Raw genomic sequence first — 14873 nt, 5'->3', positions numbered from 1 at the left:
AGACACGTTCTGCTGCACCCTCGGTGTGCAGAACGTGTCTTTTCGTTTTCAACCTAATTGTACATGTAAACCATTCAATATCTATTCAGGATCTGCAACCTTAACCAGTTGCTTGCCCAGATTATCTCCCGAGAAGAGACCCATGAATGCTTCCGGCGTCTGTTCGAACCCGTCCACAATGTTTTCTTCATACTGGATATGACCTTCCTTGATCCATTTCGCCAACTTGGCACGGCCTTCCTTGAAGGATTTCGTATAGTCACCCAGCAGGAAACCTTTCATTAATGCTGTATTTGTTAATAGCAACGTCTGTGGCCGCATCCCGATATCCGGCTTCTCCAGATTATAAGACGAGATCTGACCGCATAACGGAATACGTGCATTCCGATTGATGTGACGCAAGACTGCATCCGAGATGTCACCGCCCACATTGTCAAAGTAGACATCTACACCATCCGGGCAAGCCCGTTCAATGGCCGCTGACATATCCTGCTCCTTCTTGTAGTTCAACACCACGTCGAAGCCCAGCTTTTCTTTCAAATAAGCGCATTTCTCATCAGAGCCTGCAATACCAACCACGCGTGCTCCCACAATTTTACCAATCTGACCTGCAATCATGCCTACCGCTCCGGCTGCTCCCGATACAACAACCGTTTCGCCGTCCTTCGGTTTGCCGATATCCTCCATACCAAAATAAGCCGTCAGACCCGTCAGGCCCAGCGCACCCAGGTAAGCCGTGATTGGTGCTTCTTCGGTATCAATTAGCGAAAGATCAGCCGTATTCACTGCGGCATATTGCTGCCAGCCCCACATACCGGATACGAGGTCACCTTTGCGCAGATTCGGTTCCGAAGATTCCACAACCTGTCCAATGGCTCCACCCTTAATCACTTCATTTAACGCGTACGGTGCAGCATAGGATTTTGTATCTTTCATGCGGCCCCGCATGTATGGATCAACCGACAAATATAATGTACGTACCAGGACTTGCCCAGCTTCCGGTTCAGGAAGAGGTGCATCAATGAATTTGAAATTCTCTCTGGATGGGGCACCTTCGGGACGAGAAGCAAGTACGATCTGTTTATTTAAAGACACCAAAATTACCTCCTTGTTGCCAAGTGGACGCAAGGTTAACCCTTGTCAGCTGAGATCACTTACCACTGGCTCTGTGTTATCACTTCTTAATAGTTTAAACCGAAACAGGCGGTTCACAAACGTGGGCCGCCTTGAAATATGCAAATATCGTCACATTGTAGCTGCTTTTGGCTATTATTGTGCTGTCAAAATCACTGGACCATCCGCCGTAATCGCAATCGTATGTTCATACTGGGCAGACAGACTTCCATCCAAAGTACGAGCAGTCCATCCATCTGAATCCAGCTTACTTCGGAACGTACCAATATTCAGCATCGGTTCGATCGTAATAACCATGCCTTCCTTGAGACGCGGACCCCGATGAGGCGGACCGTAGTGAGGGACTTGTGGTTCCTCATGCATCTTCTCACCAATGCCGTGTCCGATAAACTCACGCACAACCGATAGGCCTTCACCTTCTGCATACACTTGAATCGCATTGGAGATATCTCCGATCCGGTTGCCCACCACGGCAAGTTCAATGCCTTTGTACAGAGAGTTTTTCGTTACATCCAGCAGATGTTGTGCTTCCGGAGTCACTTCACCTACGGCATATGACCAAGCCGAATCCGCCAGCCAGCCATTCAGATTAACGACCATGTCGATTGTAACGATATCGCCGGCTTTCAGTGCATATTTTCCCGGAAACCCGTGACAGATCACATCATTAACCGACGCACATGTCGCATATTGGTACCCGTTATATCCCTTTTGTTCCGGCGTAGCGCCATTTTTCTTCATAAAAGCTTCTGCAAACTGGTCGATCTCCTGTGTCGTAATGCCTGGACGAATCATCTTTGCAATTTCTCTATGGCATGCGGCGAGAATTTCTCCGGCTTTTTTCATATATTCAATCTGTTCTTTGGTCTTTATTGTAATCATAACAACTACTCCTGTCCGTTAAAATCTTATCCTGTCCTCTATTGTAACGCTAAACACTCAAAATAAAAAATTCCGTGCGATCAGCAACATCCTATTATACGCCAAGCTCCTGTCCAATGAATACAATTATCCATGAAAAAAATCGAAACCCCTCCATATCTGGCCACGTATATGCTTAAAACAGTTGAAGTCGAAAGGGTGAAAGCTCATGTTCAAAAAGATTATTGGCAAACTTATCGATTCCAAATCTTCATCTCACCGCAAACGTCATAGCTCCTCCGACAGGCGCTCATATAAACGTCACAGCAGCTCCTCAGGCAAGCGTTCCTACAAGCGCTATTCTTCTTCAGATGTGAAATACCGGGATAGCCGTAGTGGCTCCGGGTATTACAAAAGCAGAAAATATAGCTCCAGCTAAGCGGCTTTCACGACTGCTTTTAAAGAGTAATGATCACACCAGCTTATTGGACCCTACAATAAATGAATATGTAATAAAGGGGTGTTCGCTAGCCATACACACGGCTAACAGAACACCCCTTTATTGTTTCTATATAGTAAAAAGGAAAAAGACCCCTGCAGATATCATACGAAGAGGTCACGGATAACAAATATAAGCCCGCCTACAGAGCTTATTTCATTGTAATTTCAGCAACACTTTCTCAATCTCTGCCTGTAACTCCGTCGCTCCGCCTACATAACCCGGACGAAGTCCAAGGAGTCGCTCCAGCATCTGGTGCAATTCCGGCGTAAGCTTAAGTTCCTCCTGCCAGCTGGCGGGTTCACGACCCTTCTCTGGCTCATAAGCCGAATACAGCATAAAGAGAAGAAAGTGGCCGATATCCTGCAGATCATGATCCGGTGTAGCCGGTTCATCTTCAGGCTCAGGGACTTCACGCATACGTCGCTTTAGCTCCGGCAACAACGGCTCCCCCAAGCGTCTCGCCAGGCCAAAGTCAATCAGATGCACCGTCCCTTCACGTAAAATAACATTGGGAATCCGCACATCTCCATGAATATATCCCTGCTCATGCACATGAGCCACCGGAGCCAGCAGTTGACCTGCCAATTCCACACATTCCCGCTCCGTATATCGAAGACCTTGCTCAAATATGCAATCTTCCAGCGTCTGTCCACGAATATACTCGGTAACGATATAACTTCGTCTCCCGGATGTGAACACATCCAATAGATCAGGGATCGCCGGATGATGCAGACGTCTCATCACGTCCGCCTCCCGCTCCAACAGGTGCGCAGAGAGTCTGCCCTTGCTAGGCTTGGACTCCTTTAATGCCACTTCCCTGCCGTTCTGGTCATCTGTACACAGGTATGTCAGCCCATAACTCCCCATACCCAGCAATTCCTGTATTGTATAACGCTCAGCAATGGTCTTGCCTTCCCGCCGAGGACGATCCGTCCATAGTCCGAGCAATCTTTGCCAACTTCGTCGCAGCTCCACAGATCCTCCCACGCCAGCTTCCTGATCCACTCAGTCTTTATCTATACTGAGCAGTTCGTTGCCAGTCTTCATGTTGTATGGAGCTTATTATATCAGGCCCATAATGCAAAATCACGATGAGCAAGAGCCTGTCATTCAAGCTTCCTTATGCTTCTTGGGCAGGAACCCGAACAACATACGCAGGGATACTCCTTTGGGTTTGCGTTTTCTTCCCTGGAAACTGCGCAGATTGGTTACGAGTTCGCGATCCCGCTCCTCTTCCAGCTTCTCGTTCATCCATAGACGCTGTTTCTCCATCTGTTCCTGAAGCGCCATATGTGTCTCCGCCAGATGCTGAAGGGTCAGCTCCAGTTCATCGACCCGCTGTTGCAGCAGCTGTACCCGATCATCCTGCTGTTGTTCTACAGCACCATAAGTCACCTCACTTACCAGTTGCCCCAGACCTTCATAGGATCTCAGATTACCCATTATTTCAGGTTCTTCAGGGAATACGGATGACATGACTGTCGCTGCACATTCCGTCTCTGACAGACCTTCAATTCCCACCACCGGGACATCTACTTCTACTACAGCTACAGGTACTTCTGGAGCCAATACAGTCACCACAGCATCAGCCAGGGGTAGATTATGCTCTCTGAGTTCAGTCATCAGACGTTCAATGCACTCGATGTCGTCGGACTTGAATAGTCTGGATTTGTTGGCGGACCGTTCGAACCGGTATCCCTGTTCTTCCAGTGCTGCCGCATATTTACGAAGAGTACTGGCACCTATGCCCAGGCTCTTGGCCGTTTCCGTCGTTGCTCCTGCTTCTTCAATCATCATTAATTCCCTCCCGGAATGAAGTCTTTTGGGAATCAATTTCATAATATCTTTAGTGAGTTATGAAATTGATTCTTGGATAAAAACATTATGGCTTCAGCGTTCCTTTTTTTGGAACCGTCATCGGATCGGGGCAACCTGTCTCATGGATCAAGTATGCTTATCTTTTGCTTGTCCGTATGTATTCGTCAGCTTCTCGGCAGATCCCTTTGGCGGTTTTGTTCTGTTTCTGCGGATTCCTAAGAAGTTTTGTCAGGTATATGATCCGCACAAATAACCCCCAATCCGACAACGAGCATGAATGCTGTCATGTCGAATGACACAGGTGCAAACGCCGTCAAATCTTATGATTATGAATTATTCATGTCAATTTTGTTAACTCCGTTACTCCAATACGCTCCCGCGATAGCGGATATCATTGCTGCACAGCTTTTCCATGTGTTATCTTATGTAACGTAGAAGTGGATTCCAGCATAAAATAAAGGACTATACTTAACATAGGACGCATTAGTAACGGATAAATATCAATCTAAATGGGGGCTGAACGGCAGTGTTAGGCAAATCAGGCAAAGTAGCGGTGATCGGGGCGGGTCTTGTCGGTTCGAGTTGTGCGTATTCCATGATTAATCAATCGATATGCAGGGAAATTATGATGGTGGACCGGACGTATGACCGTGCTGTAGCACAGGCACTGGATTTTTCCCATTGTATGGACTTCACACATAACCGCACCAAGGTATATGCAGGCACGTACGCCGATTGTGGCAATATGGATGTTATTATCTTAACTGCCGGGGCGAATCCCAAGCCAGGACAGACACGGCTGGATATTCTGGAGGAAGCGGAATCGATTGCCAAAGACATCGTGGTCCCGATCATGAACAGTGGATTTAACGGGATTTTTGTCGTCGCTGCTAATCCAGTTGACATAGTAACTTATATGGTATGGAAATTATCCGGCCTCCCGCGCGAACACGTCATCGGTACAGGCACGTCCATTGACTCTTCACGACTCAAAACGCTGCTATCTGAAGTCTTCTCCATCGATCCACGCAGTGTGCATGGTTATGCTCTCGGGGAGCATGGAGAATCCCAGTTCGTGGCCTGGTCCCATGTGACCATCGGTGGCAAACCGATTATGCACATCATGGATCAACACAAGGAGCGCTTCAAACATCTGGATCTGGAGGATATCGCACGCAAAACAAAGGATGCCGGCTGGGAAATCTTTACCCGTAAAGGTTCTACCCAATTCGGAATCGGCAATGCTCTCGCGCATATCACTCGTTCCATCCTCAATGACGAACACAAGATCATCGCCGTATCGGCTATTCTGGACGGAGAGTACGAGCAACATAACGTCTGCGTTGGTGTTCCTGCAATCATCGGTGGCAATGGTATTCAAGAGATTATCGAATTGAATCTGGATGCAACGGAACGTGAGAAATTCAACAATTCCTGTGAAATCCTATCAGGTAACATCAATCGTCTGACACTGGTATAAGCCATTCGTGTACAACTCCACACTGTATGCTTCAGCTCAACTTCAAAAGCCGGCCAACGCAAACATGCCAATAACACTCCATCAGTGGAGGATTATTGGCATGTTTGCGTTTATTATTTTTCACAGCCAGATGAATCAATTTCATAATTGATTTGAGTAGTTGTTCAATTTGGTGCAAGCTGAGGTTCGTCCCTTGGTCCCCATTGCTGTAACACTCGCTTCAACTCACTCAGCATAACCGGTTTGCTAATAAAATCACGCATACCAATCTCCAGACAAGCTTCCTTATCTTCACGTTTGGCATTGCCTGTAACTGCGATGATTGGAGGTATGCGATCCTGTGGAATTAGGCGGTGTAACAGGTCTGTCGCCTTCAGTCCATCCATCACAGGCATATGAATATCCATCAGGACAATATCATAAGCATTCTGAGAGATGGCATCGATTGCTTCCACACCATTGGTACATACATCTGCGTGGTATCCGAGCTTCTCCAGATATTCTCGTAAAATCTTCCGGTTCACCGGATGATCCTCCGCCACCAGAATACGCATGGCGACCTCATCACTCTGACGTGTACGATCATGATGGAACTGACTTGCTGTCTGTTCTGCTGAAGCATCTACACTCGCCGCAGGAACAGCAAACCGGAAGGTTGAGCCTTCCCCTTCTATACTCTCGACACTGATACTGCCTCCCATAATCTCCACGAGTCGCTTGGAGATTACCAGTCCCAGTCCGGTACCACCATACTTCCGGTTAATCACCGGATGTAGCTGAGAGAAGGACTGAAACAACTGATCCAACTTGTCAGCCGGGATGCCAATTCCCGTATCTTGCACCGCAAAATCAAGAACACTGTCTTCAGGCTTTCTGCCCTTGATAATATCCACGGCAACCTCAATGCTTCCCTGATCTGTGAACTTGAGCGCATTGCCAACCAAGTTCACCAGAATCTGCCGAATACGTATGGCGTCACCGACCATGAACTCAGGGATGCTCGGATTGAGACGATATCTGATCTCCAGATGTTTCTCATCTGCACGCGGTTTAAACAGTTCGGCAACCTGTTCCAGCATCTTGCGTAATGCAAATGGTTCATAAGCCAGTGCCATTTTCCCGGATTCCAGCTTACTGAAGTCCAAAATATCATTAAGGATGTTCAGCAGAGCATCGCCGCTGTCTCGAATAATCTCGGCGTATTCACGCTGTTCTTCCGATAAATCGGTACCGATCAACAATTCTGTCATCCCCACGATCCCGTTCATCGGTGTCCGGATCTCATGGCTAACCATCGACAGAAATTCCGACTTGGCCTGAGCTGCCAGCTCAGCTGTCTCTTTGGCACGTACAATTTCACGTTCGCCAGTCACATCATTAAATACAACCACCGCGCCCTGAATCTGTCCCTGTTCAATAATCGGCGTCACCTGATACTGCACCAGAAAGCTGCTGCCATCTTTACGCCAGAACACATCTTCCTTGATTGAACGTATCTGTCCATCCAACACGGTCATGTGGATCGGGCATTCTTCTTGTGGCAAATGACTTCCGTCTGCACGGGTGTGATGGATGATGGGATGTGAGTTTTTGCCAATGAATTCTTTCGCCTCATAACCGAACATCGAAGCTGCTGCTGGATTCATAAACATGGTGATTCCATCCGCATCCAAACCAAATATTCCTTCCGTAACCGTGTTGAGAATCAGCTCATGTTGCTTGCTGAGCTCCTGAATCCGTTCCGTGTATTCCTTGCGCTCGGTAATATCGGACACGATTCCATAAACGCCCACCATTTCCTTATCCACAATAATGGGCACATTCGTAACAGATACTTCAATCTTCCGACCACTTGAATTAACGACTCGGGTCTCATAATATTGCGGTTCGCCTTGCTTCACCATGTCAAAATAATGTTTGCCATATTGCACTTCGCATTTATCCAGATTGGATAAAAAAGATTGACCAATAAGCTTATTGCGCGGAATATCCAACATTTGCACCAGTTTGCTGTTCACTGCGCTGTATTTACCTTCCAGATTCAATGAATACACAGCTGCCGGGTTATGTTCGAACAACGATCTGTATCGCTGACGGCTTTCCCGAAGACGTCTTTCCGCATCCTTATGCTGGGTGATATCCCTGCTGATGCTTACAATCTGGACACTCTTGCCACGCTCTCCAGCAACAGGTTTCGCCAATGTCTCCATCCAGATATAATGTCCCTTCTTGTGCAACACACGCATCTTGCAGCCATTGCCGATCTTGGAAAGATCCATAGGGTCCGGATAATCTCCCGAATAACAATAATCCTTGAAGGACTTTCCTATGACTTCCTCCGGCTTATAACCCAGTAAGGTGTACACGGAAGGGGAAACGTATAACAACTCGCCATCCATAGCACAAGTTGTAATCAGATCTTGTGCATGGTCAGCCAGCACCTGATATTTCTCCTGTGCCTCCTTAAGCTCACGTTGCACTTCCAGGATATCGGTAACATCTTTGGCAATGCCATAGATTCCTACAACTTCTTTTCCCTCCGTTATAGGCACATACGTTATCTCTGCCTGTTTCAGGGAACCATCTTTATGATAAAAAGTAATGGGATTACTGACTGAACGTCCAGCCAGTACCTCTTTAATGTATTGTTTACGTGAATTTTCACTGTCCGGAGGACAGATCTCACTCTGATTCATACGAATCAAGTCATCCAGTGTATACCCAGATATCCGCTCTACCGAGGGATTAGCATCAATATAGTTTCCATGGATGTCCATTACATAAATGGCATCCGGATGGTTAAAAAACAGTGATTGGTAAGAACTTCCCTCAGAAATAATGCGCTTCAGGGTTTCCGTTTTATTAATATCCAAGGCTTACCCCTCTTTTCTCAGCCAATATCTTCATCTAACAGCAGGGATTAATTATCCCTTACAAAAATGGGCCTACCCTCGAATAACCATGTAAGCCTGCCTAGAAACAGCTTTTTTTATTTTACCAGATTCTCGTCTCATTTTGCTTACAATCTATGATTCAATTCACATGATGTGTGAGGTAATACTTGGAATTTTGATTTACTTAGGAGGCGCCTTCAAAGGCAGACAATTTATACAAGGATCAATGTAAGCCTCTAACAAGCTTGAAGTTCAATTCCAAGTCAGCTGATTCTGGCGGATGGCTAAACGATTTTCTAAAGAACTCAGGACATCTTATTTGGCGTCCATGCGCCCTTTGTAAATTTTAAGGAAAGTCAGACACGTTAATCCCCATAATCTCCTGTCATATACGCTGCAAACGGTTGTTTCATTGGATATAACATGTCTCAGGTTCCTTAGATTGCTGAGATCACTTCAAATCCATGATTAAGACTCCTCAGATTCGTTAGGGAGTTGAGAGGATGAACCCGACCCCCGCCTGAAGCAAATTTTCTCAAAGAAAGAGAGATCATCTGCTCTTATGATGCCTCGATATAAAATTAACGATACATTTTGTATCAAAAAGGCTATAATCTTTAAAAAAAGTTTTTTTGATTACGGAGAGGACGGATGAATCATGCTGCCCAACAGAGTTAAAATTGTTTACGGTAAACTAAGAGGTTTGGCCATCTTTGGTAAAATCCAGCCCTCTATGGGCCTGCTGCCACGAATCAGGGGTAAGGTTTATCTGAATAAATTGGGTGACTTGCAGGTGGGAAAACGTCTTAACATCATAGGCAAACCTTGGGGAACCCAGTTAACCGTGGTCAAAGGTGCGCGATTAACCATTGGCGATGACGTCATGATTAATGCAGGTGTGGGGATTGCCGCTAACGTTGAAGTGACCATCGGCAATAACGTCATGATTGGTCCTCGAACAAGCATATTCGACAGTGCCTACCACCGAATTGACTCGCTGGATGACGGGAGCCAGACTGCCAAGCGGATTGTGATTCAGGATAATGCCTGGATTGGTACAGGCGCGCTTATTTTGCCCGGAGTGACCATTGGCAGAAATGCAGTTGTGGCAGCAGGAAGCACGGTGACCAAAGATGTACCCGAAAATACACTTGTAGCCGGGGCACCAGCTAAAATCATTCGGGAGTTGACCATTCATGATGGGTGGGTCAGACATTAGAAAAAATCCTCCTGAAGCATACATACAATAGAGCTTTGCATGTTTTGCTTAAAGAGGATTTTGATCTACGATAACCAAATGTGTAACGGATTATTCATATTTCTTTTTTCGCAAAATACATCATGCCGATTCCAATAAAAATAACAGCACTGCCTCCAACAACCGCCAGCATTGTCATCAGTGGCACGTTGTAGGCTCCGAAACCCGCGCCATCCACGGGCGTCATCAGAATCATCGGTTGTGCCCATGGATAATACGGCCCATATGTCGCCGAGTTTACAATGAGAATATTCGGTATGGTCAGTGCAAAATTCAGTGCGAGCGGTGCGGCAAAGCTGCTCCACACCAATGAAACGAACATCTGCAGGGCAGCCAAGGGTACACAGGCCAGCAACCCAAGCAGCAGTTTTCCTACCAAGAATCCCCAAGGTACTGGCATCGTAATGCCATGAATCATGCCTGCCAGCAGAATGGACATCAGCAATAATACTTGCGTGCCCGCCAGAAGCATGAGTACAATCGTCAGTTTACCTGCATATACACCTGAACGTGTGAGCGGTAAAACCAGCATCTGCTTCCACCCTCCACCTGCATGTTCGAAACGGCAGACAAAGGACGTAAACACACCAGTAAGCATCGGTAACAATAACAATCCGTGCAGGAAAACCATCGTGGTCATCAATACCTGCCAATTGCCCGATGGCGTGGACAACAGTCCGATGAGCAGCGCAATGAGTGGACTCAGCAGAATCAGGAGCCATATGGGCGATTTGCTCATTTTCAATCGTTCAGCGGACAAGATTCGGAAGTACGTTGTCGCAAAGCTCATATCAGGCCACATCCTTCCGGCTAAAATGCACCATACCCAGCAACAGGATTAATAACCCTAGACCTGCCCCCATGCCTGCATACAGGTATGGATTAGGCCCATTCCAGGCCATCTGTGCCCAAGCGAGCGGAAAGCTCGGTGAGATACTGAGTGAGAACATACCCGTTATCGCGAGAACGATGCCCAGGGTGACGGGAAGCGCCTGATTTTTGTTAACCATCGTGAGCCACAACTCCAGTGACAACACCGGAAGTGCACCAGCCAAAGGCAATAGCCCCAGCTTGATCGCATGTGTCCAAGGTATTTCGCTGGCATGGAATCCGAGGATCAGACCCAGACCTACAATTCCTGCGGTTAGCAGCAGGCAGGAGATCACCAGCAGCACACAAGCAAGCAGGAACTTGGCTAAATACACGGCTGGTCTGGGAATGGGCATCGCGAGCAACTGTTTCCACGATCCCTGTTCATGCTCAACATTAGCGATCATGGAGCTGAGAATGGTTGCTCCCAGCATCAGAGACAAGGGCACAAAGACAACCACATTGCCCAATAATCCGCCCCACAGGTTATCTGCATACTGCTCTTTCAGATAGTCCAGCCGTAAGCCAAAATTAAGCGCCTGCATCGCTGTCAATCCAAGAGGGGCCAGAAAGACAAGAAACCAGATCCCTTTCCCCCGAATCTTGAGCCAGTCTGACGATAATGCACGCCCGGTCATATGGAAGCCCCCTCGCCAATGACCCGCATGAACAGATCTTCCAGCGACTGACGCTGTTCCTCTACACGATACACATCATGATCCTGTTCAATTAATCGGCGCACAAGCAGTGCCACTGAACTGTTATCCATATAAGGGAAAGTTAACGCAGCACCTTGTTGCTGACCAAATTGTCCCTGTTCTCTCGCCAGCTTCATAGCCTCTTCCGGCTCGGAAACCGTTAACCGGATAGAGCTACCCGTCTGACTATGCAGACTTGCGATAGTATCCTGAAGCACCATCTTGCCTTCACGGATAATACCAACACGACTTGCCATCTGTTCGACTTCACTCAGCAAGTGGCTGGAAACCAGAACGGTAATGCCATGTTCCAGAGGCATGCGTTTGATCAGTTCCCGAATCTCCTGAATACCGGCAGGATCAAGCCCATTCGTTGGTTCGTCCAGAATCAGCAGCTCTGGTTCACCCAGCAAAGCGCTGGCAATACCCAGACGTTGCTTCATCCCAAGGGAATACCCCTTCACTGAACGTTTAGCATCCTTGGTCAGATCTACAATGGACAGCACTTCAGCAATTCTTGATTTTGGTACATTGATGATGCGGCGCAAAGTTTCCAGATTCTCTACTGCGTTCAGATGTCCGTAATAGGATGGGTATTCGACCAAGGAACCCACACGGCGCAAAATATCCATGCGATCCTTGCGGATATCCTTGTCGAAGACACGGATCACACCTTTGGTTGGTTTAATCAAGCCGAGAAGCATGCGAATCGTTGTTGTTTTGCCGGCACCGTTGGGACCGAGGAAGCCGTAGATATCTCCCTTTTTAATATGCAGATCAAGTTCACGGACCGCTGCACGGTCCCGGTATGTTTTCCATAGATTAGCCGTTTGAATAATATTTTCACTCACTGTATGATCACCTCGGAACTATCGTAACCTTCCAAGGTTAAAGCCAAAGTAGTCTCTAGTTTAAGTTTAGTTTAAAAAAGCTATTTCAGCGGTTTGTTGTTCCCCTGTTTCCCTTACCACTGTAGATATATGTCTGGACACCCGTATCGGAACTGTCTACCCGCTTGCGCAGACCCATCTCACGAATCAACAGGTCTACAATGGATAAGCCTAGACCTGTGCCTTTTGTGTCGGAATTCGGTTGCATTCCCGGACCCCGATCCTGAATAACGATGGCCGTCTCACCCTGAATCTCCTGAGTAGATATACCAATATATTTCCCGCTGGCGGCATGACGGATCACGTTTTGGAACAAATTATCAAGAATACGGCGCATGCCCTGTTCATCCATATGCCAGATCAACGGTTCCTCTGGCAGGTCAATATCAATCTCAAATTGCTCTTTCTCCCAGACCGGGTACCAGGCGGCCGCCGTTTCCCTGACGATCCGCAGTATATCTTTCTCTTCCAGCTTCAGTGTATATTTCCCACTCGTGAGCAAATTGTAGGATAACATGTTGTCGATGAGCCCGCCGAGGTCCTCCATCTTTGCTTCCATGCGATGTAATGAACGGTCACCTTGCTCGCTCAGCTCTTCCTTGTGCAAAGCATGCATATGTCCACGAATCACCGTTAGCGGGGTACGCAGATCGTGGGAAAGCCCTGCAATGAGACGTTTGCGCAATTGTTCTTCCTCGCGTTCACGGTGGCGGCTGTCGGACAGTTGATGCACCATCTGATTGAAGGATTCTTCCAGTTGACCAATCTCGTCTGACCGGCGGATATCTACCGGAAGCGGGAGACCTTCCTTGCCTGTGGTCATCATGGCCGTCTGCAAACGAATAAGTCGTTTGCGAATGCGTGCGAAGAAGAGAATCGACATAACGATGAAGATCAGAAAGATAAGGGTCATTACGATACCAAGATACAAGAGTTCCATCGGCCAGTTACTCTGATTCATTTGCAGAAGTGACCGCGGCACTTCAATGATCATGAATCCCTGTCCTTTGTCCTGCTCAGCTCCGCCAATATATGCAACTACGGTCAGTGGATCGCGAAAGGAAGCTACTTTCATGAATTGCACCGTATTGTTTACATTCCATAAGGCTGGAATATATGTCTCTGTCGTTTGCCCGGAATCCAGTGACCATCTCAATGTCGTATCTGTCCTGCCATCCGGCGACGTGGATTTCAGAAGCGTTACATCTTCACCACCAAGAATAAAGAGGGTCTCACCACTCACATTCACACGATACATGGAAGATTTGGGATACGAGTCATGTAATTGCTCCAACCGGGCCTTAATCTCTTCATCCGAAGCACCATCCAAGTTCTTCGCTTCATGTGACCAGAGGTTACTGATCTTAGTAACATCACCGTAAGGAGCGGCACGGTTCATATTCGTGTCCGTGTTATTCACTACAACAATATATATAACGGATATGATCGGAAGCACAACGGGCACAAATAATACAGCCGCCAAGATCAGTAGGATGTATCTGGACATCAAGGATCGCCCAAAGCGAAGCTTGCGCCGCCCGGATTGCTTTTGATCCATGCTTCGTTCTCCCTTCCGTTCACCCTTCATGATCTTCCGTTCCCTGAACCACCGAATCATGGCTTCTTCACACGATATCCCACACCACGGACCGTCTGAATAACTACAGGATTGGCCGGATCAAGCTCCAGCTTTTCGCGTAGATGTCGAATATGTACCATTAAAGTCTTGTCCCCATCCAGATAGGGCTCGTTCCAGACGGCTTCATAGATCTGCTCTTTGGTTCGAATCATGCCCATATGTCGTAGCAGGTAGGCGAAGATGTGGAACTGTTTTCCCGATAAAATAATCTCATCCCCCGTCTCCTCATTGACAATCCGATTGTCCTTCTCATAGATGGAGAGATGATCCAGCTTCAGGGCTGTATCCGATGAGACCGCAGTTCCCGCCTTACGCAGTTGAACCTCAATCCGGGCAGCCAGTTCATCGGGGTGAAATGGTTTGGTCACATAGTCATCGGCAAAATCAAGACCGTGCAACTTGTCGTCAATGGACGTTCTGGCCGAGAGCATGACAATGGGCACTGCGGGATGTTCTTTTTTCAGTCGTTGGCCCACCGTAAATCCATCCAGCCCAGGCAGCATGACATCCAGAATAATGAGTGAGCAACCGACAGCAGCCTCCGCTGCGCCTTCACCACTGCCGAGCCATACCACCTCATAACCGCGCTCCTCCAGATCGGCTCTGACCCAAGTCGCAATTTCCGTATCGTCTTCAATATATAACAGTTTGGTTTTCATCCGAATATTCGTTTCCTTTCTGCCCCCATTGGGTTAATGATATATCTGAGCATCATCATGATAAAAGCTGTCTATAACATATGGATTCATGTCTTGTTGAGCAAATGTTGAAGTCCTTTACGTTACCACACATGCTAATTATAGCTTATCCATTAACGTTGGGAATGTCA

The 14873-nt window shown here is 47.3% G+C and carries 12 protein-coding genes; 2 read left to right on the top strand and 10 right to left on the bottom strand.

From position 1 onward, the window contains the following. Nucleotides 1-81: 81 nt before the first annotated feature. The 4 genes from MHH92_RS02555 to MHH92_RS02540 form a co-directional block, all read right to left on the bottom strand. Complete coding sequence (locus MHH92_RS02555) at nucleotides 82-1095, bottom strand: NADP-dependent oxidoreductase (protein WP_036607487.1); 1014 nt, start codon at nucleotides 1093-1095, stop codon at nucleotides 82-84. 174 nt (nucleotides 1096-1269) lie between these two features. Continuing rightward, complete coding sequence (gene map / locus MHH92_RS02550; RefSeq protein ID WP_340901742.1) at nucleotides 1270-2016, bottom strand: type I methionyl aminopeptidase; 747 nt, start codon at nucleotides 2014-2016, stop codon at nucleotides 1270-1272. Between the two features lie 634 nt (nucleotides 2017-2650). Further along, nucleotides 2651-3472, bottom strand: a complete 822-nt coding sequence (locus MHH92_RS02545) for a serine/threonine protein kinase (RefSeq protein WP_340901741.1) — start codon at nucleotides 3470-3472, stop codon at nucleotides 2651-2653. A gap of 135 nt (nucleotides 3473-3607) precedes the next feature. Next, nucleotides 3608-4294 carry a hypothetical protein gene (locus MHH92_RS02540; protein WP_211084252.1) on the bottom strand — a complete coding sequence of 229 codons (687 nt, stop codon included), beginning with the start codon at nucleotides 4292-4294 and terminating at the stop codon, nucleotides 3608-3610. A gap of 547 nt (nucleotides 4295-4841) precedes the next feature. Here MHH92_RS02540 and MHH92_RS02535 point away from each other — a divergent pair. Beyond that, entirely contained in the window at nucleotides 4842-5795 is a 954-nt protein-coding gene (locus MHH92_RS02535; RefSeq protein ID WP_036607494.1) for an L-lactate dehydrogenase, read from the top strand. Nucleotides 5796-5959: 164 nt separating this feature from the next. On the opposite strand, the gene MHH92_RS02530 is transcribed toward MHH92_RS02535, so the two are convergent. Next, nucleotides 5960-8668, bottom strand: coding sequence for a PAS domain S-box protein (locus MHH92_RS02530; protein ID WP_340901740.1), 2709 nt, complete (start codon nucleotides 8666-8668; stop codon nucleotides 5960-5962). Between the two features lie 679 nt (nucleotides 8669-9347). Between MHH92_RS02530 and MHH92_RS02525 the strand changes: the two genes are divergently transcribed. Continuing rightward, nucleotides 9348-9908, top strand: coding sequence for an acyltransferase (locus tag MHH92_RS02525; protein ID WP_152682940.1), 561 nt, complete (start codon nucleotides 9348-9350; stop codon nucleotides 9906-9908). Between the two features lie 94 nt (nucleotides 9909-10002). Here the strand turns inward: MHH92_RS02525 and MHH92_RS02520 are convergent, their stop codons facing one another. From MHH92_RS02520 to MHH92_RS02500, 5 genes are all read right to left on the bottom strand, one after another. Further along, the gene (locus tag MHH92_RS02520; RefSeq protein WP_307415213.1) at nucleotides 10003-10737 is read right to left on the bottom strand and encodes an ABC transporter permease; all 735 of its coding nucleotides are present in this window, start codon (nucleotides 10735-10737) and stop codon (nucleotides 10003-10005) included. Between the two features lies 1 nt (nucleotide 10738). Continuing rightward, complete coding sequence (locus tag MHH92_RS02515; protein WP_047840344.1) at nucleotides 10739-11455, bottom strand: ABC transporter permease; 717 nt, start codon at nucleotides 11453-11455, stop codon at nucleotides 10739-10741. After that, a complete protein-coding gene (locus MHH92_RS02510; protein ID WP_047840345.1) occupies nucleotides 11452-12366 on the bottom strand; it encodes an ABC transporter ATP-binding protein in 915 nt (304 codons plus the stop codon). Before MHH92_RS02510 ends, MHH92_RS02515 begins: the two co-directional genes overlap by 4 nt. A gap of 85 nt (nucleotides 12367-12451) precedes the next feature. After that, nucleotides 12452-13963: a HAMP domain-containing sensor histidine kinase gene (locus tag MHH92_RS02505; protein ID WP_340901737.1), complete on the bottom strand. Its 1512-nt coding sequence runs from the start codon at nucleotides 13961-13963 to the stop codon at nucleotides 12452-12454. Nucleotides 13964-14019: 56 nt separating this feature from the next. Beyond that, the gene (locus MHH92_RS02500) at nucleotides 14020-14703 is read right to left on the bottom strand and encodes a response regulator transcription factor (RefSeq protein ID WP_017690959.1); all 684 of its coding nucleotides are present in this window, start codon (nucleotides 14701-14703) and stop codon (nucleotides 14020-14022) included. Nucleotides 14704-14873 lie beyond the last annotated feature (170 nt).

This window comes from Paenibacillus sp. FSL M7-1414 (assembly GCF_038003195.1).
Classification (GTDB): domain Bacteria; phylum Bacillota; class Bacilli; order Paenibacillales; family Paenibacillaceae; genus Paenibacillus; species Paenibacillus amylolyticus.
This window is presented reverse-complemented; position numbering and strand designations above follow the sequence as displayed.

Coding starts and splice junctions, on each gene's coding strand:
- MHH92_RS02540 (WP_211084252.1), bottom strand. CDS start 4,294: ATGATGATTGAAGAAGCAGGAGCAACGACGGAAACGGCCAAGAGCCTG.
- MHH92_RS02525 (WP_152682940.1), top strand. CDS start 9,348: ATGCTGCCCAACAGAGTTAAAATTGTTTACGGTAAACTAAGAGGTTTG.
- MHH92_RS02500 (WP_017690959.1), bottom strand. CDS start 14,703: ATGAAAACCAAACTGTTATATATTGAAGACGATACGGAAATTGCGACT.
- MHH92_RS02515 (WP_047840344.1), bottom strand. CDS start 11,455: ATGACCGGGCGTGCATTATCGTCAGACTGGCTCAAGATTCGGGGGAAA.
- map (WP_340901742.1), bottom strand. CDS start 2,016: ATGATTACAATAAAGACCAAAGAACAGATTGAATATATGAAAAAAGCC.
- MHH92_RS02505 (WP_340901737.1), bottom strand. CDS start 13,963: ATGGATCAAAAGCAATCCGGGCGGCGCAAGCTTCGCTTTGGGCGATCC.
- MHH92_RS02520 (WP_307415213.1), bottom strand. CDS start 10,737: ATGAGCTTTGCGACAACGTACTTCCGAATCTTGTCCGCTGAACGATTG.